The organism is Sphingomonas sp. BLCC-B65, from assembly GCF_028550675.1.
Taxonomy (GTDB): domain Bacteria; phylum Actinomycetota; class Actinomycetes; order Actinomycetales; family Microbacteriaceae; genus Microbacterium.
Window position 1 is genome coordinate 862,077 of sequence record NZ_JAQQGL010000001.1, and the last position, 23,422, is coordinate 885,498.

General features: G+C 69.5%; 23 protein-coding genes. 5 read left to right on the forward strand and 18 right to left on the reverse strand.

Annotated elements, in window-relative coordinates:
• The first annotated feature begins 152 nt into the window (after positions 1-152).
• Together lexA and PP359_RS04265 are read left to right on the forward strand one after the other, a co-directional pair.
• Complete coding sequence (gene lexA / locus PP359_RS04260; protein ID WP_499249959.1) at positions 153-818, forward strand: transcriptional repressor LexA; 666 nt, start codon at positions 153-155, stop codon at positions 816-818.
• Positions 819-820: 2 nt separating this feature from the next.
• Positions 821-1,825, forward strand: coding sequence for a hypothetical protein (locus PP359_RS04265; protein ID WP_499249960.1), 1,005 nt, complete (start codon positions 821-823; stop codon positions 1,823-1,825).
• A gap of 7 nt (positions 1,826-1,832) precedes the next feature.
• On the opposite strand, the gene PP359_RS04270 is transcribed toward PP359_RS04265, so the two are convergent.
• Positions 1,833-2,810 carry a methylenetetrahydrofolate reductase gene (locus PP359_RS04270; protein ID WP_499249961.1) on the reverse strand — a complete coding sequence of 326 codons (978 nt, stop codon included), beginning with the start codon at positions 2,808-2,810 and terminating at the stop codon, positions 1,833-1,835.
• A gap of 149 nt (positions 2,811-2,959) precedes the next feature.
• Between PP359_RS04270 and PP359_RS04275 the strand changes: the two genes are divergently transcribed.
• On the forward strand, positions 2,960-4,894 hold the full coding sequence (locus tag PP359_RS04275; protein WP_499249962.1) for a S9 family peptidase: 1,935 nt from the start codon (positions 2,960-2,962) through the stop codon (positions 4,892-4,894).
• Here the strand turns inward: PP359_RS04275 and hflX are convergent.
• On the reverse strand, positions 4,882-6,405 hold the full coding sequence (hflX, locus tag PP359_RS04280; protein WP_039416602.1) for a GTPase HflX: 1,524 nt from the start codon (positions 6,403-6,405) through the stop codon (positions 4,882-4,884). The two genes, PP359_RS04275 and hflX, sit on opposite strands and share 13 nt — an antisense overlap.
• 69 nt (positions 6,406-6,474) lie before the next feature.
• Between hflX and PP359_RS04285 the strand changes: the two genes are divergently transcribed.
• A complete protein-coding gene (locus PP359_RS04285) occupies positions 6,475-7,116 on the forward strand; it encodes a class I SAM-dependent methyltransferase (protein ID WP_112932734.1) in 642 nt (213 codons plus the stop codon).
• 60 nt (positions 7,117-7,176) lie between these two features.
• Here PP359_RS04285 and dapF read toward each other — a convergent pair whose 3' ends face one another.
• The gene (gene dapF / locus PP359_RS04290; protein ID WP_499249963.1) at positions 7,177-8,040 is read right to left on the reverse strand and encodes a diaminopimelate epimerase; all 864 of its coding nucleotides are present in this window, start codon (positions 8,038-8,040) and stop codon (positions 7,177-7,179) included.
• Between the two features lie 69 nt (positions 8,041-8,109).
• Between dapF and PP359_RS04295 the strand changes: the two genes are divergently transcribed.
• Positions 8,110-8,625, forward strand: coding sequence for an ASCH domain-containing protein (locus PP359_RS04295; RefSeq protein WP_036322052.1), 516 nt, complete (start codon positions 8,110-8,112; stop codon positions 8,623-8,625).
• Between the two features lie 46 nt (positions 8,626-8,671).
• Here PP359_RS04295 and miaA read toward each other — a convergent pair whose 3' ends face one another.
• From miaA to PP359_RS04370, 15 genes are all read right to left on the reverse strand, one after another.
• Complete coding sequence (gene miaA, locus PP359_RS04300; RefSeq protein ID WP_112932990.1) at positions 8,672-9,586, reverse strand: tRNA (adenosine(37)-N6)-dimethylallyltransferase MiaA; 915 nt, start codon at positions 9,584-9,586, stop codon at positions 8,672-8,674.
• Entirely contained in the window at positions 9,583-11,139 is a 1,557-nt protein-coding gene (gene miaB, locus PP359_RS04305) for a tRNA (N6-isopentenyl adenosine(37)-C2)-methylthiotransferase MiaB (RefSeq protein WP_112932733.1), read from the reverse strand. Before miaB ends, miaA begins: the two co-directional genes overlap by 4 nt.
• A 65-nt stretch (positions 11,140-11,204) precedes the next feature.
• On the reverse strand, positions 11,205-11,777 hold the full coding sequence (locus PP359_RS04310; protein WP_239498543.1) for a regulatory protein RecX: 573 nt from the start codon (positions 11,775-11,777) through the stop codon (positions 11,205-11,207).
• A 188-nt stretch (positions 11,778-11,965) separates the two neighbouring features.
• Positions 11,966-13,021, reverse strand: coding sequence for a recombinase RecA (recA, locus tag PP359_RS04315; protein WP_039416593.1), 1,056 nt, complete (start codon positions 13,019-13,021; stop codon positions 11,966-11,968).
• 266 nt (positions 13,022-13,287) lie between these two features.
• Positions 13,288-13,512: a DUF3046 domain-containing protein gene (locus PP359_RS04320; RefSeq protein WP_036287224.1), complete on the reverse strand. Its 225-nt coding sequence runs from the start codon at positions 13,510-13,512 to the stop codon at positions 13,288-13,290.
• A gap of 1 nt (position 13,513) precedes the next feature.
• Positions 13,514-13,834 carry a helix-turn-helix domain-containing protein gene (locus tag PP359_RS04325; RefSeq protein WP_005048854.1) on the reverse strand — a complete coding sequence of 107 codons (321 nt, stop codon included), beginning with the start codon at positions 13,832-13,834 and terminating at the stop codon, positions 13,514-13,516.
• Between the two features lie 168 nt (positions 13,835-14,002).
• Positions 14,003-14,575, reverse strand: a complete 573-nt coding sequence (locus PP359_RS04330) for a CinA family protein (protein WP_036287237.1) — start codon at positions 14,573-14,575, stop codon at positions 14,003-14,005.
• A complete protein-coding gene (gene pgsA / locus PP359_RS04335; protein WP_135948342.1) occupies positions 14,572-15,162 on the reverse strand; it encodes a CDP-diacylglycerol--glycerol-3-phosphate 3-phosphatidyltransferase in 591 nt (196 codons plus the stop codon). The genes PP359_RS04330 and pgsA overlap by 4 nt, the downstream gene beginning before the upstream one ends.
• Positions 15,163-15,211: 49 nt before the next feature.
• Positions 15,212-17,905, reverse strand: a complete 2,694-nt coding sequence (locus PP359_RS04340) for an FtsK/SpoIIIE family DNA translocase (protein WP_292681829.1) — start codon at positions 17,903-17,905, stop codon at positions 15,212-15,214.
• Between the two features lie 79 nt (positions 17,906-17,984).
• Positions 17,985-18,479: a GNAT family N-acetyltransferase gene (locus tag PP359_RS04345; RefSeq protein WP_036317923.1), complete on the reverse strand. Its 495-nt coding sequence runs from the start codon at positions 18,477-18,479 to the stop codon at positions 17,985-17,987.
• Between the two features lie 31 nt (positions 18,480-18,510).
• Positions 18,511-20,187 (reverse strand): ribonuclease J, encoded by a 1,677-nt coding sequence (locus PP359_RS04350; RefSeq protein ID WP_112932728.1) that lies wholly within the window; start codon positions 20,185-20,187, stop codon positions 18,511-18,513.
• 47 nt (positions 20,188-20,234) lie between these two features.
• Positions 20,235-21,212, reverse strand: a complete 978-nt coding sequence (gene dapA / locus PP359_RS04355; RefSeq protein ID WP_036320028.1) for a 4-hydroxy-tetrahydrodipicolinate synthase — start codon at positions 21,210-21,212, stop codon at positions 20,235-20,237.
• A gap of 66 nt (positions 21,213-21,278) precedes the next feature.
• Positions 21,279-22,043 (reverse strand): SDR family NAD(P)-dependent oxidoreductase, encoded by a 765-nt coding sequence (locus PP359_RS04360; protein ID WP_499249964.1) that lies wholly within the window; start codon positions 22,041-22,043, stop codon positions 21,279-21,281.
• Positions 22,044-22,085: 42 nt separating this feature from the next.
• Entirely contained in the window at positions 22,086-22,583 is a 498-nt protein-coding gene (locus PP359_RS04365) for a dihydrofolate reductase (RefSeq protein ID WP_499249965.1), read from the reverse strand.
• On the reverse strand, positions 22,580-23,392 hold the full coding sequence (locus PP359_RS04370) for a thymidylate synthase (protein ID WP_499249966.1): 813 nt from the start codon (positions 23,390-23,392) through the stop codon (positions 22,580-22,582). Before PP359_RS04370 ends, PP359_RS04365 begins: the two co-directional genes overlap by 4 nt.
• Positions 23,393-23,422: the final 30 nt, after the last annotated feature.

The window sequence follows — 23,422 nt, forward strand, 5'->3', positions numbered from 1 at the left end:
GCCGTTCTCGCAGATGAATCGAACCCGACACGCGTACACGTGCCGGGCGACCGTGCGAAAACCGGATACGGTTTCGACAAGATGACCCCATCACCAACCTCCGACATTCGAAGGCGCTGCCTTCCGGGGACGCGATCGAAGGAGCGCGCGACATGGCCGACAAGCCTCAGACACGCAGGCGTAAGAGCCTCAGCGACAAGCAGCTGAAGATCCTCGAGGTGATCCAGACCTCCATCGCGCGCTTCGGCTACCCGCCGAGCATGCGCGAGATCGGCGACGCCGTGGGCCTGAAGTCGCTGTCCAGCGTCACGCACCAGCTCAACCAGCTGGAGCTGAGCGGTTATCTGCGTCGTGACGCCGGCAAGACGCGCGCGATGGAGGTCCTCATCGACCTGCCGGGTGCCGCCGCGGAGAACCCCGCCGACCTCACCCCCGCGCTCGGCGACGCCGCGCTCGTCCCCCTGGTCGGGCGCATCGCGGCAGGCGTACCGATCACGGCCGATCAGCAGGTCGAGGAGATCTTCCCGCTGCCGCGTCAGCTGGTCGGGAAGGGGGATCTCTTCATGCTCAAGGTCAGCGGCGAGTCGATGATCGACGCCGCCATCTGCGACGGCGACTGGGTCGTCGTGCGGTCCCAGCCGACGGCCGAAAACGGCGACATCGTGGCGGCGATGCTGGACGGCGAAGCGACGGTGAAGACCTTCCGACAGCGGGACGGTCACACGTGGCTGCTCCCCCGCAACTCCTCCTTCGAGCCGATCCTCGGCGACGACGCCGTGGTTCTCGGTCGCGTCGTGGCCGTCCTGCGCGCGGTCTGAGCATGTCGCGGGCGCGCGCCGTCGTGTCGGCCGTCGCGGTCGTCCTGGCCGTCGTCTGCCTGCCGCTGTCCATCCTGAGCGTGTGGGCGAGGGTGCAGCTGGTGGATGACGAGGCTTTCACCGCGACGCTTGCGCCGCTGGCCCGCTCGACCGTCGTCCAGGACGCGGTGATCGCGGCATCCACCGACGCCGTCGACGCGAAGCTCGACACGAGCGCTCTCGCCGGCTCGATCGTCGACGGCATCATCGCCCTCGGCGTCGGCGATCGGGCTGCGGACGCCCTGCGACGACTGCAGGCACCCGCCGCTGCGGCCGTGCAGACTCTCGTGCACGACGCGATCGCCGAAGCGATCCGCTCCGACACCTTCGCAGCGGTCTGGGACGAGGTTCTTCGGCAGTCTCATCGCGCGCTGACGCTCGCCGCAACCGCCGATGGCGCCGGCGTCGTGGTGCAGACCGATGCCGGACTCGGTGTGCAGGTCGGCGCCGTCGTGGCGGGCGTGAAGGAACGCCTGAGCGCGCGTGACGTCGCGTGGGCGACGCTCATCCCCTCGGTCGACCACGTCGTGATCATCGGCTCCGGCGATGCCCTCGCTGCCGTCCGAACGGGCTATGCGCTCGGCGTGAACGCGGGATGGTGGATGCCGGTCGCCACCGCGATCCTGTTCCTCGCCGGGATTGCGCTCGCTCGGCGACGCGTCGACACCCTCCGGTGGGCGGCGCTCGGGGCGGCGGCGGCTCTCGGAGCACTGCTGATCGCAGCGGCGGTCGGCCGCGCGGCGGTGTCGACCGCCGCCGGAACGGCGCTGACACCGGCCGCAGCCGTCGCGAACTACGATCAGCTGATATCGGCGGTGGTCGGCGCGTCCGGCGTAGCTCTGGCGATCGCTCTCGCCGTCGCCGCCGGCGCGTGGCTCGCCGGTCCATCGACGCCGGCGGTGGCGGTTCGCCATGCGTGGCGCCGCTGGGGGCTTCGCCGCGCGGCGGCAACCGCGTCCTCCGACTGAATGCCCCCTACGAGCGCCGTTCAGGGATCAGCCCCGCGGTGCGCAGCACACCCAGAACGGTCTCGTGATTGTTGAAGGCGTAAAGGTGGACGCCCTCGGCGCCGCCAGCCACCACGGCCCGGGCGAGCGCAGCGGCATGGACGAGACCGACCTCGCGCTGCGCCGCGGCATCCGGAGCGGACTCCAGTGCCGCGGCGAGGGAGTCGGGGCGCGCGTCTCCGGTAAGCTCGAGCACACGGCGCAGGCGCCCGGGCGAGGTGATCGGCATGATTCCGGGGACGATCGGAATGACCACCCCGGCCGCCCGGGCACGAGCGACGAAGTCGAGGTACTCGTCGGCGTGGAAGAAGAGCTGCGTGATGGCTGACGTCGCCCCGGCGGCCTGCTTGGCCAGAAGCGCGTCGATGTCCTCGTAGCGATGACGCGAGCGCGGGTGACCGTTCGGGAACGCAGCGACCGCGATGTCGACGCGGTCGCCGTCGATGACCCGAACCGCTCCCGGAACGCCCGGGATCTCCCGCTCGCGATACGTCGACCGCTCCGCGTGCACACGTCCGATGAGCTGCACGAGCTGAGCCGCCGACTCCAGATCGCCGAAGACGATGTCGTCCTCTCCGACGCCGAGCGGCGGGTCGCCGCGCACGGCGAGGAAGCGGGTGATGCCGGCGTCGAGGAAGTGGCGGATGACCGTCGTCGCCTCGGCATAGCTGCTGCCGACGCATGTCACATGCGCGACGGGGGGAACCCGCGTTTCGCGGAGGATATGCGTCAGCACGGCGAGCGAGCGATCGGTGGTCGAGCCTCCGGCGCCGAACGTCACGGAGATGAACCGCGGCCCCGCCTCGGCCAGCACGCGGATGGTCTCGTGGAGCGCAGGCAACTGCGCCAGCGTGCGCGGAGGATAGATCTCGAACGAGAACGGAACCTGCGGCGATGCCTCGCCGCCGGCCCGCGCAGCAGCGATGTGCGGTTCGTGAGACGTCATCGCTCGGTGCCTTCTCTCGCGTCGGGGTCGTGCAGCCGGCGTACCGCAGCCTCGGTGCCACCACTGTAGAGCCACCTTGCCGCCCGTCCCCGCGTGTGACGAGACGTGTCCTGCGACGTCGACTGACGCAGGCGCGTAGCGTGGCAGACATGGTCGATGTGCACCCCTATGGATCCTGGCCCTCTCCGTTCACGGCCGCGTGGGCTTCCGCGTCGTCACCCCGCATCGACGGTGCCGCGCTCGTCGGCGACGAGGTGTGGTGGGCGCAGACGGTGGCCGACGAGGCCGGCCGCACCGCGGTGTTCCGGCGCGATGCCACCGGAAGGGTGCACCCCGTCCTGCCGGCGCCGTGGAACGCCAGATCCGGCGTGCACGAGTACGGCGGGGGATCCTGGGCGGTCGACGAGGCCGGCCGACTGTTCTTCGTCGAACGGCGAGACCAGCAGGTGTGGGTGCGCGAACCCGGCTCGGAGCCGCGTCGCCTGACGAACGACGCGGACGTCCGCTACGGCGGGCTTCGCGCGTCCGGCGGCATGCTGCTGGCCATCCGCGAACGGGCGGGCCGTGAACGGGCGATCGTGCGCATCGACCTGCAGGGTGAGGGAGCGAGCGATCTCGTCGCGGGCAGCGACTTCGTCGCTCAGCCCGCACTGTCGCCGCGCGGCGACCGTCTCGCGTGGGTGGCCTGGAATCACCCCGACATGCCCTGGGACCGCACGAGACTGCGTGTCGGTCGCCTGGAGGACGGCGCCGTGGTCGAGTGGACCGACGTGACCGACGGCAGCACCGCAGCGCTCCAGCCCGAGTGGTGTGACGAGGACGACCTGCTCTACCTGGACGACGCGACCGGCCGATGGAACCTCTGGAGACTGCGCCTCGATGCCGATCTGCCGCGGACACCTTTCGCGCCGGCCGATGCAGACACGGGAGGCCCGCTGTGGTCGCTCGGCAGCCGCTGGTTCGGGGTGACCTCCGACGGCGGGGTGATCGCTGTCCGCACCAACGGCTCGGACGAGCTCGTCTGGCGCACCGCCGCGGGCACCGAGACCGTGATCCCTCTGCCTGCCACGGCATCGCTCTGCGTCGAAGCGGTCGTGGGGCGTCGGGCGCTGATCTCCGGGCTGGCGCCGGGCATGAGCGGGATCTGGCTCGTGGAGATCGATGAGGAGGCCGCGACGATGCGCGTCGATCTGGTGATCGGGCAGCGTGCAGAGGTCGACGGCGAGGATCTCGATGCGTGGCTTCCCGACACACGCCCGTTCTCGCTCGAAGGCCCGACGGGCACGGTGCACGCGTTCGTGCATCCCCCGCGACATCCGCGAGTGGCGGCACCCGAGACGGAACGCCCGCCGTACCTCGTGCTGGTGCACGGCGGGCCGACCGGCCACGAGGGCGGCGTCGCCGACGCGAAGACGCTGTTCTTCACGAGTCGCGGCATCGGGGTGCTGGAGGTGAACTACGGGGGGTCGACGGGGTACGGCCGCGCATACCGTGAGCGGCTGCGCGGCCAATGGGGCGTCGTCGACGTCGCAGATGTCGCGGCATCCGCCACGGGCCTGGCCGCCACGGGCGCGGCCGACCCCGCGCGCCTCGCGATCAAGGGCGGATCAGCCGGTGGCTGGACCGTGCTCGCCGCGCTGGCCCGCACCGACGTTTTCGGCGCAGGCATCTCCCGCTACGGCGTGGGCGACGCCCGCACCCTGGCCGCCGATAGCCACGATTTCGAGTCCCGGTATCTCGATGGGCTCATCGGAGCGCTACCCGAGGCCGAGGAGCTCTACATCCAGCGCTCCCCGTTGACGCACATCGACGGCTTCCAGGTGCCGGTGCTGCTGCTGCAGGGCGCAGACGACGCCGTCGTGCCGCCATCGCAGGCCGAAGCGATCCGCGACGCGCTCGCGGCCCGTCATATCCCGCACGCCTATGTGCTCTACGAGGGCGAAGGGCACGGGTTCCGCGGCGCCGAGGCGGTCGTGCACGCGCTGCAGAGCGAGCTCGCGTTCCTCGGCCAGGTGTTCGGGTTCACGACGCCCGGCGTGCCGCCGATAGAACTGGCAGGCTCCTCACCACGTCAGAGCGCGTAGGGCGCCAGCTCCGCCGCGAGTCGCTCGGAGACGTGGGCGTGCACCGCGGTGCCGCCCTCCTCGTGAGCGGTCGAGAGGATGTGGCCGGACTCGTGCACGGCGTTGATGAGGTCCCCCCGGTCGTACGGCACGAGCGCGCGCACTTCGACCGCCGGCAGCGGGAGGGCGTCCTCGATGACGGTGCGCAGCTGCGCGATACCCTCCCCCGTGCGCGACGACACGAACAGCGCGGAGGGCTCGAGCCCGCGCAGCACGAGTCGGGTGTCGTCGTCGACGAGATCCGCTTTGTTGAAGACGACGATCTCACGCGTCGAGCGCGCACCCACGTCGCCCATCACGTCGCGCACGGTCGCGAGCTGCGCGGCGGGGTCGGGGTGGGAGCCGTCCACGACGTGAACCAGCACGTCGGCGTCGCCGACCTCTTCCAGCGTCGACCGGAAGGCCTCGACGAGCTGATGAGGCAGATTGCGCACGAACCCGACCGTGTCCGTCAGGGTGTAGACGCGACCGTCGGCCGCTTCGGCGCGACGTACGGTCGCGTCCAGGGTCGCGAACAGCGCGTTCTCGACGAGCACACCGGCGCTCGTGAGCCGGTTGAGCAGGCTGGACTTGCCGGCGTTCGTGTAGCCGGCGATCGCGACCGACGGGATCGTGTTGCGCTTGCGTTCGCTGCGCTTGGCCTCGCGGGCGGGTGCGAAGTCACGCAGCTGCTTGCGCAGCTGGGCCATCTTGGTGCGGATGCGGCGGCGATCGAGCTCGATCTTCGTCTCACCCGGCCCGCGTGAGCCCATGCCGGCGCCGCCGGCACCCACCTGACCACCGGCCTGACGGCTCATCGACTCGCCCCAGCCACGCAGGCGCGGCAACAGGTACTCGAGCTGGGCGAGCTCGACCTGGGCCTTGCCCTCGCGGCTCTTGGCGTGCTGGCTGAAGATGTCGAGGATCACGGTGGTGCGGTCGATGACCTTCACCTTCACGACGTCCTCCAGTGCGCGGCGCTGGCTCGGAGCGAGCTCCGTGTCGGCGATGACGGTGTCGGCGCCGACGGCGGCCACGAGGTCGCGCAGCTCCGCCGCCTTGCCGCGGCCGATGTAGGTTGCGGGGTCGGGATGCGGACGCCGCTGCAGCACGCCGTCGAGAACGACGGCACCGGCCGTCTCGGCGAGCGCGGCGAGTTCGCGCAGCGAGTTCTCGGCATCCTCCTGCGACCCTTGGGGGTACACCCCCACGAGCACGACGTTCTCCAGACGCAGCTGGCGGTACTCGACCTCGGTGACGTCTTCGAGCTCCGTGGACAGACCCGGCACGCGCCGCAGCGCCGCGCGTTCCTCGCGATCCCACTGATCGCCGTCGGCGTCACCGGAGGCGACGGTTGCGGCATCCTGCAGCGCCTGGGCGCTACCGAAGACGCGCACGCCAGAGCGGCCCTCGGCACGTGCCAGCACGCGATCCACCGGGTCGAGCGGCGTCTCTTCGCCGTGCGCGTCGGTGGTCTCGGTGGTGTGGGTCATGGATTCCTTCCAGGTCAGCCTTGCAGTCTAGCCTCCCGCGCGGGCGGGTGGCTCCGGTACGCTCGCAGGATGGGGAGTGACCACTACTTCAGCGCCTCCCCGTCCAGCGCCGAGAACCTCCGTCGCATCCGCGTGTCCCTCGGCGGGCGCAGCGGCGAGGTCACGACCGCGGGCGGGGTGTTCAGCCCCGACCACGTCGACGGCGGGACGGCGGTGCTGCTCGCGAATACTCCGCCGCCGCCACCCGGCGGCCACCTGCTCGACCTCGGCTGCGGCTGGGGGCCGATCGCGCTCAGCATCGCCGTGCAGTCGCCCCATGCCACGGTGTGGGCGGTGGACGTCAACGATCGCGCCCTCGACCTGGTGCGCCGAAACGCGCAGGAATGGGGTGTCGGCAACATCAACGCTGTGCGTCCCGAGGATGTTCCGGACGACGTCCGCTTCCGCAGCATCCGCTCCAATCCGCCCATCCGCGTCGGCAAGAACGAGTTGCACGGTCTTCTGGAGACGTGGCTGCCCCGCTTGGACGAACGAAGCGATGCCTGGCTGGTCGTGCAGCGAAACCTCGGGTCCGACTCGCTGCAGAGGTGGCTGGCGGCGACGTTCGACAACGGATACTCCGTGACGCGCGCGGCGACCGGACGCGGCTTCCGCGTGCTCAAGGTGCGCCGTCACGGTGCGGTGCGCACCGGCGCCATCGAACTGCCCTGAGTCTCCAGACCCGCCCTGGGTTTCCAGACCCGCCCTGGGTCCCCCGCGATCGACGCCGCGTCAGGCCAGGCGCACCTCGCCCGAGTAGACGAGAGCCGCCGGCCCCGACAGGAGCACGTGGTCGCCGTCGCCTTCGGCGACGATGCGAACGCCCAGGATGCCGCCGGGCACCTCGACGCTCCAGTGATCGGGCGCCGCGGGACCAGCCCAGTGACGAACGGCGAGGGCCGCCGCCGCGACACCCGTGCCGCAGGAAAGCGTCTCACCCACACCGCGTTCGAAGACACGCATACGGATGCTGCCGACGCCGTTCTTCACGAGCGGGTCGGCCGGAACGACGAACTCGACGTTCGCCCCGGCGACCGGCTCCGGATGCAGCAGCGGCTGCACGGTGAGGTCGAGCTCCTCGAGCTCAGCCGTGCTGGAAAGCGCCACGACGACGTGCGGGTTGCCGACGTCGATGCCCTGACCGGGCCGGGCGACGTCGAGTCCCCGCGCCTTCACGACGGTGTCGCCGTCGATGGCGAAGACGCCGAGGTCGACCTCGAAGCCCAGGTCGCTGCGCGTCAAGGTCTTGATGCCGGCGCGCGTGCCGATGCGCAGCGGTGCGGCGTCGATATCGGCACGGCCAGTGTCCACCAGGTACTTCGCGAAGACGCGCGTGCCGTTGCCGCACATCTCGGCGGCGGATCCGTCGGCGTTGCGGTAGTCCATGAACCACTCGGCGTCCCCGCTCGCCGCACCCTCGGTGATGCGGGCGCTGCGAACGACGCGCAGGATGCCGTCGCCGCCGATGCCGAAGCGGCGATCACACAGGGCCGCCACCTGGGCGGCGCTCAGGTCGAGGGCGCCCTCGTCATCGGGCACGATCACGAAGTCGTTCCCGGTGCCGTGGCCCTTGGTGAATGCGATGGACTCTCCCACCCGGTCAGTCTACGGTTTGCAGGCCGCGCCTCGGCCGGCCGCGCGCGAGCGACGTGGCAGGATCTGAGGGTGACAGAACCCGCTCTCTCCTCTCACGCGCTCCCCCTCGACAGCGATGCTGCCGCCGCGATGTGGGACGCCTACCGCGCCGCGCGGCCCGAAGCGGTGCTCGCCGGGGGCGAGTACACCGTCGAGCACTTCGGTGACAACGCCCGGCTCGCCGACGAACTCCTCGACATCGTGCTGTCGGGGCGGAAACGGGCGACGGCAGAGCTCGTGGCCGACTTCGTCGCTCGGGGCGATCTCGTGCCGCGCATCGGATCGCACTGGATCGCGTGCGACAGCTCCGGCGCACCGCGCATCATCATGCGCACGACCGAACTGAGGTTGGGTCCTTTCACCAGCGGCGACGCGGCATTCGCCGCCGACGAGGGCGAGGACGACGGATCGCTGGAGAGCTGGCAGCGCGAGCACCGCCGCTACTGGACGCGCGTCGCCGCCGCCCGCGGAGCCGAATGGTCGGAGGAGGACGAGATCGTCTTCGAACGCTTCCGCGTCGTCTGGCCCCCCGAGCACGCCGACTGAACGACGAGGAGCGGCTCGGGCTGCACGGTGAGTTCGCGGACTTCGCTCACGCCACCGATGCTGCCAGGACGACCGCGTCGACGTCGGGCGCGACCCAGCGCACGTCGGCATACCGGCGAAACCACGACACCTGGCGCCGCGCGTAGCGTCGGGTGAGCGCCTGCGTCTGGGCGATGGCCTCGGACGCATCGAGCTCACCCGCCACGTGCGCCAACGCCTGCGCGTAGCCGATGGCCCGGCTGGCCGTCACGCCCTGCTCGAGACCGCGGTCGCGGAGGGCTGCGACTTCGGTGAGAAGGCCCTCGCGCCACATGCGGGTCACCCGCTCGTCGAGGCGCGCGACGAGGGTTGCACGCTCGACCTCCACACCGATGAGGGTCGTCGGCACGTGCCAGAGCACGGGATCTGCGGGCAGGACGGCGCCGTGACCGCGGTCGCCCTGCACGGCGACCTCGAGGGCGCGCACGATCCGCCGAGCGTTGCGCGCATCGATACGGTCGGCGGTCGCCGGGTCCAGTGCGCGCAGACGCTCCAGGAGCGGCCCGGGGCCGCCCTCTTCGAGATCCGCTTCCAGCTGTGCGCGCAGGATGTCGTCGTGCGGCGGGAAACGGAAGTCGTAGACGACACTCGAGACGTAGAGGCCGGAGCCGCCGACGAGGATGGCGTCCGCTCCGCGGTGGAAGATCTCTGAGATGACGGTACGGGCCGCTTCCTGGTACGCCGCGACCGCGGCCTCATCCGTGACCTCGAGCACATCGAAGAGATGGTGCGGGATGCCGCGGCGCTCGGCGACCGACAGCTTGGCGGTGCCGATGTCCATTCCGCGATACAGCTGCATGGCGTCGGCGTTGACGATCTCCGCCGGGCGACCGCGGGCGGTGAGCGCTTCCGCGAGCCGCAGGGACAGATCGGACTTGCCCGTGCCCGTGGCGCCCACGACGCCCCACAGACGCCCGGTCACCCGAGGCGGAGCGTCGGCAACCCGAGCGACACCGCGCGGGGTGCGCCCGTCTCGCCCGCGACGCCCGAGGATGTCGGCACGCCGCATGACTCCGCCTGGGTGCGATCCCAGGCGTCGCCCGCGCGCGTGCGCCGAATGCGCAGCGGCGCCCCGTCGGGGCTATCGGCGAGCAGGTGGAACGGAGCGGCGTGCGTCACGGTCACTGTCACGACGTCTCCGGGGCGCGGAACGGCCGAACCCCGAGGCAGCTCGAAGTGGACGAGCCGATTGTCTTCGGCGCGGCCGGTCAGGCGGTGGGTCTCGGCATCCTTCTTTCCCTCGCCGGTCGAGACCAGCACCTGCAGCTCGCGGCCGATCTGGGCCTGGTTCTCTTCGAGGCTGATGCGCTCCTGCAGGGCGATGAGCCGCTCGTACCGCTCTTGCACCATGACCTTCGGCACCTGGTCGGGCATCGTCGCGGCGGGGGTGCCCTCACGGATCGAGTACTGGAAGGTGAAGGCGCTGGCGAACCGTGCCTGCGCGACGACGCGCATCGTGTCCTCGAAATCCTCATCCGTCTCACCGGGGAAGCCGACGATGATGTCGGTGGAGATCGCCGCGTGCGGGATGCGGTCGCGGACCCGCTCGAGGATGCCGAGGAAGCGGTCACTGCGGTAGGAACGCCGCATCGCCCGTAGGACGCGATCGGATCCGGACTGCAGCGGCATGTGCAGCTGCGGCATGACCTGAGGAGTCTCGGCCATGGCATCGATGACGTCATCGGTGAAGGCGGCCGGGTGCGGACTGGTGAAGCGGATGCGCTCGAGCCCCGGGATCTGCCCGGCGGCACGCAGCAGCTTGCCGAACGCCTGACGGTCACCGAACTCGACCCCGTAGCTGTTGACGTTCTGACCCAGGAGGGTGACCTCGACGGCGCCGTCCTCGACGAGGAGCCGGATCTCGTTGAGGATGTCGCCGGGGCGGCGATCCTTCTCCTTGCCGCGCAGGCTCGGCACGATGCAGAAGGTGCAGGTGTTGTTGCATCCGACGGAGATCGAGACCCAGCCGCTGTGCACGGCGTCGCGCTTGGTCGGCAGGGTCGAGGGGAAGACCTCGAGCGCCTCGAGGATCTCCAGTTCTGCATCGCCGTTGTGGCGCGCCCGCTCGAGGAGGCTGGGCAGCGAGCCCATGTTGTGGGTGCCGAAGACGACGTCGACCCACGGCGCCTTCTCGAGCACGGCCTCTTTGTCCATCTGAGCCATACAGCCGCCGACGGCGATCTGCATGCCCTCGTGACGATCCTTGCGACTCTTCAGATGCCCGAGGGTGCCGTACAGCTTGCCGGCGGCGTTGTCGCGCACCGCACACGTGTTGATCACGACGACATCGGCCTCGGAGCCCGCCTCCGCTCGCACGTATCCGGCGCTCTCCAACGAGCCGGAAAGTCGCTCGGAATCGTGCACGTTCATCTGGCAGCCGAAGGTGCGCACCTCGTAGGTCCGGGCACGTCCGTCGGCGGCGACGGCGGCGTCCGAGGGCGCGATCAGCGTGGGGGCGGCGGACGGAGAAGTCATGATGCGTTCATTCTACGATCCGTCACCATGCACGAACCCGAGGCCCCGCGCACCGGGAAAACGGCTCACTCGAAGCGCACGGTTCCCGCCGGCGCACGCCGAACCGGTCGCCCGAGTTCTTCGAGGGCCTGCCGCGCTGCGGTCAGCGCGCTCGCACCGTACCCGCGCCGCGCGAGTTGGCCCGACAGCCGCCGCAACGCCGTATCGCGATCGAGGTCGCGCATCGTCCGGGCTTTCTGCCGCGCGAACTCGAGAGCACGGTCCGCATCATCGTCAGGCAGCGCATCGAGGGCCTCGTCGATGACCTCGCGCGGGATGCCGCGGGCCGACAAGGTCTGCACGAGCATCGCGCGCCCCTGTCCCTTTCGTTCCACGCCACTGTGCACGAGCTGCTCCGCCAGTGCCGAGTCGTCGAGATATCCGAGGCTCCTCATGCGGTCGATGACGTGGTCGATCGCCGCATCGCCGAGCTCGCGTTCGCGCAAGAATCGCGATGCCTCCCGTTCGGACAGGGAGCGCGTTCGCAAGCGCTTGATCAGCGCGGCCTCCGCATCGTCGACGACGGTCGCGATGTCGTCCTCCCACACCGCGTCGACGGGCTCCTCCGTCCAGGTCGGATGCCAGCTGAGATCACCCACACCGCCTTCATGCCCGGACGGACCAGGGAACACGGTGGGTGACCCGGGTTGCGGGTCGCGCGGACCTGCCTCATCCGGTGGCTGGTTCGCAGAGGCGGAGGAGACGCGTGCGTCGGCGGCATCCCCGCCGAACAGCGGGATCACGGGGGCGAGCCGCTCGGACTCGCCCCCGTGTCGCGACGTCGTCATCAGGCCGGTCGGCGCGCGGCCAGATCATCGGCAGGCGCGACCTCTGCCCCGCCGCGCGGCTGACCGATTCCCAGCTTCTGCTTGATCTTGGTTTCGATCTCCGCCGCGATGTCGGGGTTCTTCAGCAGGAAGTTGCGGGCGTTCTCCTTGCCCTGACCGAGCTGCTCACCGTCGTAGGTGTACCAGGCGCCGGACTTCTTCACGAGGGCGTGCTCGACGCCGAAGTCGATGAGCGAGCCTTCGCGCGAGATGCCGGTGCCGTAGAGGATGTCGAACTCGGCCTGCTTGAACGGCGGCGCCATCTTGTTCTTGACGACCTTGACGCGCGTCCGGTTGCCGACCGCGTCGGTGCCGTCCTTCAACGTCTCGATGCGACGGATGTCGAGACGCACCGAGGCGTAGAACTTCAACGCCTTTCCGCCGGCGGTGGTCTCGGGTGAGCCGAAGAAGACGCCGATCTTCTCACGCAGCTGGTTGATGAAGATCATGGTCGTGTTGGTCTGATTGAGACCACCGGTCAGCTTGCGCAGCGCCTGAGACATGAGGCGAGCCTGCAGGCCGACGTGGGAGTCGCCCATCTCGCCTTCGATCTCGGCCTTGGGGACGAGCGCAGCGACGGAGTCGATGACGACCAGATCGATCGCTCCCGAACGAACCAGCATGTCGGCGATCTCCAGCGCCTGCTCCCCCGTGTCGGGCTGCGACACGAGCAGCTGATCGATGTCGACACCGAGCTTCTGCGCGTAGTCGGGGTCGAGCGCGTGTTCGGCGTCGATGAAGGCGGCGATGCCGCCGGCTCGCTGCACGTTGGCGATCGCGTGGAGCGTGAGCGTCGTCTTACCCGAGGATTCGGGACCGTAGATCTCGATGATGCGCCCGCGGGGAAGACCTCCCACGCCGAGAGCGACATCGAGGGCGATCGAACCGGTGGGGATGACTTCGACAGGGGCACGGTCGTCGCTGCCCAGTCGCATGACCGAGCCCTTTCCGAACTGCCGGTCGATCTGGGCGAGGGCCGACTCGAGGGCCTTCTCGCGGTCAGCGGGTGAGGGCATGACGTGCTCCTTGTGCTCTGCCGTGGACGGCGCTGCCGGCCTCGGGATTCCGTCGCCTGTAGGCTGTCACGCCCCCTCCCGGCGGGAAGGATGCTGCGACAAGGCGGAGGTGTCGTGATGACGGTGTCCACGCTAGAGACGGTCTCCGACATCGGTCGGCGACAGGCCTCGAATGTGGACAAACGTCCCGAGTCACCTCATGTGCAGGAGCCTACGCCCATCGAACAGAGTTTCGATCACGCGACACGCCGCGCGTCCGTCGCGGATCAGCGTCGGCGCGGCTCCATCAGTCCGACGCCGTGGCGCCGCGAAGCGGGGACGTCCGTCTCGTCGCACAGAGCAAGCCAGATCTCGCGCGGCTCGACGCCGTCAGCGAGGGCTTCGGCTGCGGTCCGGTGACCCACACCGGGCAGAGCGAGGTCGGCGACCAAGCTCGATGCCCGCGCGCCGAACTCGTCCGCGACGGCTCGCGTGAACTCGCTGCGCCGCACGTCAGCGCAGCGACAACTCGGGCTGGACGAGGCCGTCCTCGAGCCCGGCGAGATCGTCGGGAACGACGTCGGGGAAGACCTGCAGGCCCTCCAGCACCGACAGCCGGTCACCGACCTCGCGCATGATGGTCGAGATCGGAACGTCCAGCGCCTCGGCGACCGCCGCGAGGATCTCGCTCGAGGCCTCCTTCTGACCGCGCTCGACCTCGCTGAGATATCCGAGGGCGACACTCGCGCGTCCGGCGACCTGGCGGAGGGTACGACCCTTCTGCAGGCGGAAGTCGCGAAGCACTTCGCCGATCTCCTGACGAACCAGGATCATGTTCGGGCCCCCTCCTCTACTCGAGATTCCCACCGGGTATCGGTGCCCGGGTGGACAACAGTACCCCACGTGCTGGCCACGATAGCCCTCTCGTGCTGGGTAATGAATGGGAATCGCTGTCATGTAACGGCGTCGACACGAGCGGTATTCCCCGCGTCATCTGAGGGCTCAGAGCGTGTCCAGCACCAGCCGGACGGCGCGCGCCGCCGTCTCGGTGCGGATGGCGGCGCGGTCGCCGTCGATCAGCACGGACTCGACCCGTGAGCCCAGCGGAGTGGCGACGGCGATATGCACCGTGCCGACGGGCTGGCCGTCCGGTGACAGCGGGCCCGCGATGCCGGTCGTCGCCACGCCCACGTCGGCGGGCACGCCGTCACGTCCGAGCGCGCGGCGCACGCCCTCCGCCATCTGGCTGGCGACCCGGGGATGCACCGGCCCGTGCGCGTCGAGCAGATGCTGCTCGACGCCCAGAAGGCTCGCCTTCACGTCGGTCGCGTAGGCGACGATCCCGCCGCGGAAGACGCGCGAGGCTCCCGATACCGAGACGATGGATGCGGCGAGCAGTCCCCCGGTCAACGATTCGGCCGCCGCAATGCTCCAGCCGAGGTCGGCGAGTCGGGCGACGAGGCGCTCCGGCTCGCTACTGCGACGACCCGCGGAGACCAGGGTGCTCTCGAGGTCGTCTCCCTCGGCATCCGGATGTTCGTCGTGCGCGCCCCCACGCCGGGACGAGGCGCTCATCGACGCGTGCCCGTCACGGTGCCGCCGCGGGCGGCTCGGGCTCCACGGATCTCGGTGACCACGTAGTCGACGCCGCTCGCCACCGTGAGGACGACCGCGATCCACATCGCCGCGGTGTTCACGACGTGGACCCACTCACCGACCACGTTCCACAGCGGCAGCAGCGCGAGGGAGAGCGCGACCGCCTGCGCGACGGTCTTCAGCTTGCCCATCCACGCCGCGGCGACCACGTGACTGCTCGCGACGATGAGGCGATGCACTGTGATACCGACCTCGCGGACGAGAACCACGATCGTGACGGCCCAGGGGAGCTCGCCCAGGAGGGAGAGCCCGACGAAGGCACAGCCGGTCAGAGCCTTGTCTGCGATCGGGTCGAGGAGCTTGCCGAGGTCGGTGACGATCTCGTACTTGCGCGCCAGGTAGCCGTCGATACCGTCCGTCGCGATCGCGACGATGAACAGCACACCTGCCCACCACCGCAGCGGGCCGTCGCCGCCCTGATCGGCCAGGAGCATCCAGAGGAAGACCGGCGCGCACAGGATGCGGACGATCGTGATCGCGTTGGGGAGCTGCCGGGGAATCGCCACGAGGCGAGCCTACTCGGGGCCAGTGGTCCGCACGGGCCCCGAGGCGAGCTCAGTCGCGGCCGGTGAGGCTCCACGCGTCCTCGGACCCGTCGTCGCCATCGACCACCGGAAGCCCGTCGAACTGGGCACCGACCGCATCCGGCCCGTACGGGTCGTTCGCCGGCGCCGCGTGGGTAGCCGGGGGGTCGTCGCCGCGCAGGCGGGCGAGCACCTCGGGAAGCTGATCCGGCGTGACGAGCACGTCGCGAGCCTTCGACCCCTCCGAGGGACCGACGATCTCTCGCGACTCCAGCAGATCCATGAGACGACCGGCCTTCGCGAAGCCGACGCGGAGCTTGCGCTGCAGCATCGAGGTCGAGCCGAACTGCGTCGAAATGATCTGCTCGGCCGCCGCCAGCAGCAACTCGAGGTCGTCACCGATGTCGGCGTCGATCTCCTTCTTCTCGGCGACCGCGGCGACATCGGCCCGGTACTCCGGCCGAGCCTGGTTCTTGACGTGCGTGACGACCTTCTCGATCTCGCTCTCCGCCACCCACGCGCCTTGAACGCGCAGCGCTTTGGACGCACCCATCGGCAGGAAGAGACCGTCGCCCTGACCGATGAGTCGGTCGGCACCGGGCTGGTCGAGGATGACGCGCGAATCGGTGACGCTCGTGACGGCGAACGCCAGGCGCGAGGGCACGTTCGCCTTGATCAGACCCGTGACCACGTCGACGGAGGGCCGCTGCGTCGCGAGCACGAGGTGGATGCCGCTGGCGCGGGCGAGCTGGGTGATCCGCACGATCGAGTCCTCGACGTCGCGCGGGGCGACCATCATGAGGTCGGCGAGCTCGTCCACGACCACGAGCAGATAGGGGTAGGGCTTGAGCACGCGCTCACTGCCGACGGGGAGGTTGATCTCCCCCGCGACCACCGCGCGATTGAAGTCGTCGATGTGGCGGAAGCCGAACGACGCGAGGTCGTCGTACCGCATGTCCATCTCCTTCACGACCCACTGCAGCGCCTCCGCGGCCTTCTTCGGGTTCGTGATGATGGGCGTGATCAGGTGCGGGACGCCGGCATAGCTCGTGAGCTCGACGCGCTTGGGGTCGATGAGCACCATGCGCACCTCGGAGGGCTTGGCGCGCATCAGCAGGCTCGTGATCATCGAGTTCACGAAACTCGACTTGCCCGAGCCGGTGGAACCGGCCACGAGCAGGTGGGGCATCTTGGCCAGGTTCGCGACGACGTAGCCGCCGCCGACGTCCTTGCCGACGCCGATCGTCATCGGATGCGTCTGACTGGTCGCCGCCTGCGAGCGCAGCACGTCGCCCAGGGTGACGATCTCACGGTCGGTGTTGGGGATCTCGACACCGATGGCGCTCTTGCCGGGGATGGGCGCGAGGATGCGCACCTCGTTCGACGCGACGGCGTACGCGATGTTGTTGGTGAGCGCGGTGATGCGCTCGACCTTGACGCCGGGGCCGAGCGAGATCTCGTACTGGGTCACCGTCGGCCCGCGCGAGAAGCCCGTGACGCGCGCATCGACACCGAACTGCTCGAAGACGCCTCTGATGGCCGCGACCACGCGGTCGTTCGCCTCCGATCGCGCCTTCGGCGGGTCGCCTTGGGCCAGTGCGGCGACCGAGGGAAGCCGATAGGGCGCCTGCGGCGGCTGTCCATCGTGGTCGTCCCCCAGGGCGGAGATACCCGGGAGGATCCCGTCGTCGAGGATGATCTCGCCGCTGTCCTCGCGGATGCCGGTGTCGGCACGACGGGCGGCCTTCTTCGCGTGGGCGATCACCGCCGGATCGATGATCTCGGTCGGCGCCTCCGGCAGCGGGGGCACCGGAGGAACGGCCGCCGGCATCGCGACGGCCTGCTCGAAGCCGCCGTCGCCGCTGGTGTCCAGGAGCGCCGTCAGGTCATCGGAGCCCAGGTGGCCGTCGACGTCCTCCTCCCGGCCGGACTTGTTGCGGCGCCACCACGGCAGGTCCTTCTCCGCGGCATCGTCCGTCTCGCCGAAGGCGACCGTGGGTGCGTCGGCCGCGGGCGCGTCGGGGCGCTCGGCGCCGAACATCCACGCGTACAGGTCTCCGAGACGGCGGCCGATGCGGTTGGGCGGGGTCTTGGTGAGGATGAGAATGCTCAGCAGTGTCAGCGCACCCAGGAGGATGTAGGCGCCGATCGGCGTGAGCAGCGACAGCGGCTCGCCGATGGTCCACCCGAACAGACCGCCTGCGGCGCTGAGCGCCGGCATGCCCTGCGACGGCTGCGGCCGACCGCCCGCAACATGGCAGAAGCCGGCGATCGAGAGCACGAACAGTCCGAAGCCGATGCCGATGCGCCCGTTGTCGTGGATGGACGGCGGGTGCCGGAACAGCCAACCCGCCAGCACCAGCAGGAGCACGGGCATGATGAAGGCGACGCGGCCGACGAACAGCCCCACGGTGTAGGCGCTGATCTGCGTCGCGGCGTCGTTGCCGATGAAGAACCACTCGTTGACGGCGCCGAGCGCGGCCAGCACGACGAGCAGGAACGGGAAGCCGTCGCGGCGCTGGTCCTTCTCGAGCGTCTCGAGGCCGAAAGCGCGGAACATGCCGCCGACGGCGTGCGCGACGCCGAGCCAGGCGCGGACGGCGAGCGGCGGGCGGTCGGTGTCGTCGACGTACTTCGTGGGAGCCGGCGCGGGCTTGCGGGCACGGGTCGATGAGCCCTTCGCGGACGCGCGGGCGTTCGTGGGCGTGCTCGTGGATCGTGCCATTACTCCACGGTAGGCGCACAGGTCCCCGGATCCGCGGATTGACGCGGCCCGAGGCGGGCCCGGCATCCGCCGCGCCTGGTCAACGCAGGCGCTTGACCATGGTGTCGCGGCCATGACCGGCCTGCGTGACGGCGAAGCCCTCACTGCGGTAGAGCGTCTGGGCGTAGTTGCCCCGTTCCACCGACAGGCTGATGCGAGCGTATCCCTGTGCGCGCGCGTGCTCGCAGAGCCGCTGCAGGAGGGCACGCCCCACCCCGTGAGCCCGCCAGATGGGCCGCACCCCGATGATGAGCTCCGGCACGCCCGTGCCGATGTACCCGAAGCCGGGATCGGTGCGCGGCAGCATCCGGTACCACGCGGCACCGACCGGACTGTCCTGCGCGTCGATCGCGACGAAGCCGGCGTCGCCGGGACGCATCCACCCCGAGATGTAGCGATTGTGATCGGGGTGCGTCAGCACCTCGTGCCGCGGCCGCGCGCCCCCTTGCCGCCAGTTCGCCGCCTCGACGACCATGTCTCCGAGGAACGCGCCATCGGCCTGTGTCGCGGGGCGCACACGAAAGCTGACGGGCATGGAGCCGATCGTAGCGCTGCGCCGCGACTGCTCAGGCTTCGATGACGAGGGGGACGATCATCGGGCGACGACGCAGCCGCTGGTTCACCCACCGACCGATCGTGCGGCGCACGACCTGCGACAGCGCGTGGGTGTCGCGGACGCCCGATTGAGCCGCCTCCGTGAGGGCCGCGGCGATCTTGGGCTTGACGTCGTCGAACACCTTGTCGTCCTCGGCGAACCCTCGTGCGTGGATTTCGGGGCCGGTGATGATCCGCCCCGTCGTGGCATCGACGACGACGATCACCGAGATGAAGCCCTCCTCGCCGAGGATCCGGCGATCCTTGAGGTCGGCGTCGGTGATCTCGCCCACTGTCGATCCGTCGACGTAGACGAAGCCGAGATCGAGCTGGCCGACGACGCGGGCAACGCCGTCCTTGAGGTCGACGACGGTGCCGTTCTCGGCGATGATCGTGTTCTCCGCGGGGATGCCGGTGTCCTGCGCGAGCTTGGCGTTGGCGATGAGGTGACGGTACTCGCCGTGCACCGGCATGACGTTGCGTGGCTGGAGGATGTTGTAGCAGTACAGCAGCTCGCCCGCCGCCGCGTGACCCGAGACGTGCACCTTGGCATTGCCCTTGTGCACCACGTTGGCTCCCAGCTTGGTGAGCCCGTCGATCACGCGATAGACCGCGTTCTCGTTGCCCGGGATCAGGCTCGAGGCGAGGATGACCGTGTCACCCGGTCCGGGCTCGATCGCGTGGTCCAGGTTCGCCATGCGGCTGAGGACCGCCATGGGCTCACCCTGCGACCCGGTCGACATGTAGACGATCTTGTCGTCGGGCAGATCCTGGGCCTTCTTGTAGTCGATCAGCACCCCGTCCGGGACGCGCAGGTAGCCGAGGTCTTCGGCGATCGTCATGTTGCGCACCATCGAGCGGCCGAGGAACGCGAGACGGCGTCCGTTTGCCGCCGCCGCGTCGATGACCTGCTGCACACGATGGACGTGGCTGGAGAAGCTCGCGACGATGACCCGTCGAGGTGCCTTGGCGATCACCTGGTCGAGAACCGGACCGATGTCGCGCTCGAGCGGTGTGAAGCCCGGCACGTCGGCGTTGGTGGAATCGACCAGGAAGAGGTCGACGCCGTCCTCGCCGAGGCTGGCGAACGCGCGCAGGTCGGTGAGGCGTCCATCCAGCGGCAGCTGGTCCATCTTGAAGTCACCGGTGGCCAGCACCGTCCCGGCGTCGGTGTGGATCGCGACGGCGAGCGCATCGGGAATCGAGTGGTTGACCGCGACGAACTCGAGGTCGAACGGACCGACCTGCTCATCCTGCCCCTCCTCGACGGTGAGCGTGTAGGCCTTGATGCGATGCTCCTTGAGCTTCGCTTCGACCAGGGCGAGGGTGAGTTTCGAACCGATCAAGGGAATGTCGTTCTTCAACCGCAGCAGGTACGGCACCGCGCCGATGTGATCCTCGTGGCCGTGCGTGAGCACGACGCCCACGACATCGTCGAGCCGATCCTTGATCGGCTCGAAGTCGGGGAGGATGAGGTCGACGCCGGGCTGGTGCTCCTCGGGGAACAGCACGCCGCAGTCGACGACGAGGAGCTTGCCGTCGTATTCGAAGACCGTCATGTTGCGACCGATCTCGCCCAACCCGCCGAGCGGGATGACGCGAAGGGTCTGGGGGGCGAGCGCGGGAGGCTCGGAGAACGTCGTGGGCATCGTCTGCCTTTCGTGGATGCCGCGGCATCCACCGGTATCGCGGTCGCTCAGCGGGTGGTGCCGTGGACCTTGGGAAGCGCGCCGCCGGCGGCGGCGTTGCGGTCGGGACGGAAGTTGGAGAAGTCGGCGCCGTCGACGCCCTTCACGAGTGCGAGCTCATCCTCGATGAGTGCGGCCTCCCACTCTTCGGGGCCGACGAGCGGCAGCCGCACCCGAGGGCTCGAGATGCGGCCGAGTCCGTGCAGGATGTACTTCGCGCTCACGGTCCCGGGCACGTGCGTCATGACGGCGCGCACGAGCGGCTCGAGCTGCTGGTGGGCGGCGGTCGCCGTGGCCAGGTCTCCGCGGTTGACGGCATCCACGATGACGCGGTAGGGCGTCGCAGTGATGTTCGCCGTCACGCCGATGAGGCCCGACGCGCCGATCGACAGATGCGGCAGGACGTTCGCATCGTCACCGGAGAAGTACATCAGGTCGGTCTGGTTGAGCACCCGGCTGACCTCGCTGAAGTCACCCTTCGCGTCCTTGACCGCGAGGATGTTCGGGTGGTTGGCGAGCCGCAGGATCGTCTCGTACTTGATCGGCACGCCAGTGCGTCCCGGAATGTCGTAGAGGATGACGGGAAGGTCGGTGGCGTCGGCGACCAGACGGAAGTGCGTCAAGATGCCGGCCTGGGTGGGCTTGTTGTAGTACGGCGTCACGATCATGATGCCGTCGGCGCCGGCCTTCTCACTGGCTTTGTAGAGCTCGATCGCGTGCGCGGTCTCGTTCGAGCCGCCGCCGGTGATGATCTTCGCCCGCCCGCTGGAGACGGACTTGCCGACCTCGACGAGCTTCAGCTTCTCGGGATCGGTGAGTGTGCTCGTCTCGCCGGTCGTGCCCGTGACGACGATGCCGTCGGCGCCGGCGGTGATGACGTCGTCGATGTGCTTCTCGACAGCGGGCCAGTCCACTTCACCGTCGGCCGTCATCGGAGTGACGAGAGCGACGAGGACCTGTCCGAAGGGATTGCCCGAGTGCGTCATGCTTCCAGGCTACCGGCTCGCGGCGACCCCGTCGGAGCAGACCGCGGGTGGGTCACGGCCGAGTCCTCAGCGTCCGGTGCGCGCCAGGCGCGCGGCCACGGGGCCCGGCAGCACACGCATCGCCGCCACCAGCACCTTGTAGCGCAGAGAGGGAATCGAGACGGCCTTGCCCCGCGCGGCGTCGCGCAGCCCTTCGCGGACGACGTCCGCTGCGTCGAGCCACATCACCGCCGGAATGCCCTCCCGCCCCGGCGGCAGCCCCAAGCGCTCGTGGAAGTTCGTGTGCGTGAAGCCCGGGCACAGCGCCGTCACGGTGACGCCGCGCGGCGCGTACGCGATGTTGGCCCATCGACTGAAGTAGATCACCCAGGCCTTGACCGCACCGTAGGTGCCTCGCGGAAGAAAACCCGCGACCGAGGCGACATTGACGATCCGGCCGTATCCCCGCTCGAGCATGGTGCCCAGCGCGGCGTGGGTCAGATGCATCGTCGCACGCACGTGCAGATCGAGGTGGCGCTGCTCGTCGGCGATGTCGCCCGCCGCGAAGTCGAGGTCGAGTCCGAATCCCGCATTGTTGACGAGGATGCCGATCGGTCGCTCGCGGTCGGCGACGCGGGCCACGACCGCGGCGAGACCGTCATCGGCGACGAGATCGGCGGCGAGCACCTCGACCTGTACCCGGTGATCTGCGCGCAGTCGCTCCGCGATGTCTTCGAGCGCGTCCTTGTCTCGGGCGACCAGGACGAGGTCGGCTCCGCGTGCCGCCAGTTGACGCGCGAACTCCGCGCCGAGGCCCGAACTGGCGCCCGTCACCACCGCTGTCTTGCCCATTCTGAGCTCCCTCTCGTCGTCGCCGCTCGAGACACGAACCGTTCAGGGACGGATCAGAGTCAGGAAGCGATAGGGGACGCCGGTGCGCGAGAGCGACCAGCCATCGTCCGGGTCGATGCGCGCCACGGCCCACCCGTCCCGCCGGGGGGCGTACGTGTCACCGTCGACCTCGAGATCGAGCTCGGTGACCTCCAGCACATCGGCGCGCGCGATCGCCTCGGCGAACAGCCCCGCTCCCCCGATGACCCAGGCCGCCTCTTCCCTGTCGACGACCTCCAGCGCACCATCGAGCGAGGCGGCCCGCTCCGCGCCGTCGTCCCGCCAGGACTCATTGCGGGTGACCACGACGTTGCGTCGCCCCGGAAGTGGCCGGAAGCGGGGCGGGAAGGACTCCCACGTCCGGCGCCCCATGATGACCGGATCCCCCATCGTCGCGGCGCGGAAATGCGCGAGGTCCTCGGGCACGTGCCACGGCATGCCGCCGTCCTTGCCGATGACGCCGCCGCGCGCCTCGGCCCAGATCAGGCCGAGCCGGGTCATACCGCGACCGCGGCTCGGATCGTGGGGTGGTGCTGGTAGTCCTCGACCACGATGTCGTCGTACGTGTAGTCGAAGATCGACGCGGGCGTCCGCCCGAACGAGAGGCGGGGATACGGATACGGCTCCCGTGTGATCTGCTCGCGGACCTGCTCGAGGTGGTTGTCGTAGATGTGGCAATCACCGCCGGTCCACACGAAATCGCCGGGCTCGAGCCCCGTCTGCTGGGCGATCATCATCGTCAGCAGCGCGTAGGACGCGATGTTGAACGGCACACCGAGAAACATGTCGGCGCTGCGCTGATACAGCTGGCACGACAGCTTGCCGTCCGCGACGTAGAACTGGAACAACGCGTGGCAGGGAGCGAGTGCCATCTGCGGGATGTCGGCGGGGTTCCACGCCGACACGATGAGCCGGCGCGAGTCGGGGTTGGCGTGGATCTGCTCGATGACCTGTGAGATCTGGTCGATCTGCTCGCCGGACGGCGTCGGCCACGAGCGCCACTGCACTCCGTAGACCGGCCCGAGCTCGCCGTCGGCATCCGCCCATTCGTCCCAGATGGTCACACCGTGCTGCTGGAGCCACGAGACGTTCGACTCACCTCGCAGGAACCAGAGCAGTTCATAGGCGATCGACTTCATGTGCACACGCTTCGTCGTGATGAGCGGGAAGCCCTGCGACAGGTCGAAACGGATCTGGCGTCCGAACACACTCGTCGTGCCGGTGCCGGTGCGATCGTCCTTGTGTACGCCGTCGGCGAGCACCTCGCGGAGGAGGTCTTCGTAGGGGGTGGGGATGGATGCCGCGCTCACGCCAGCCACCCTACCCTCGCCCGCCGACGC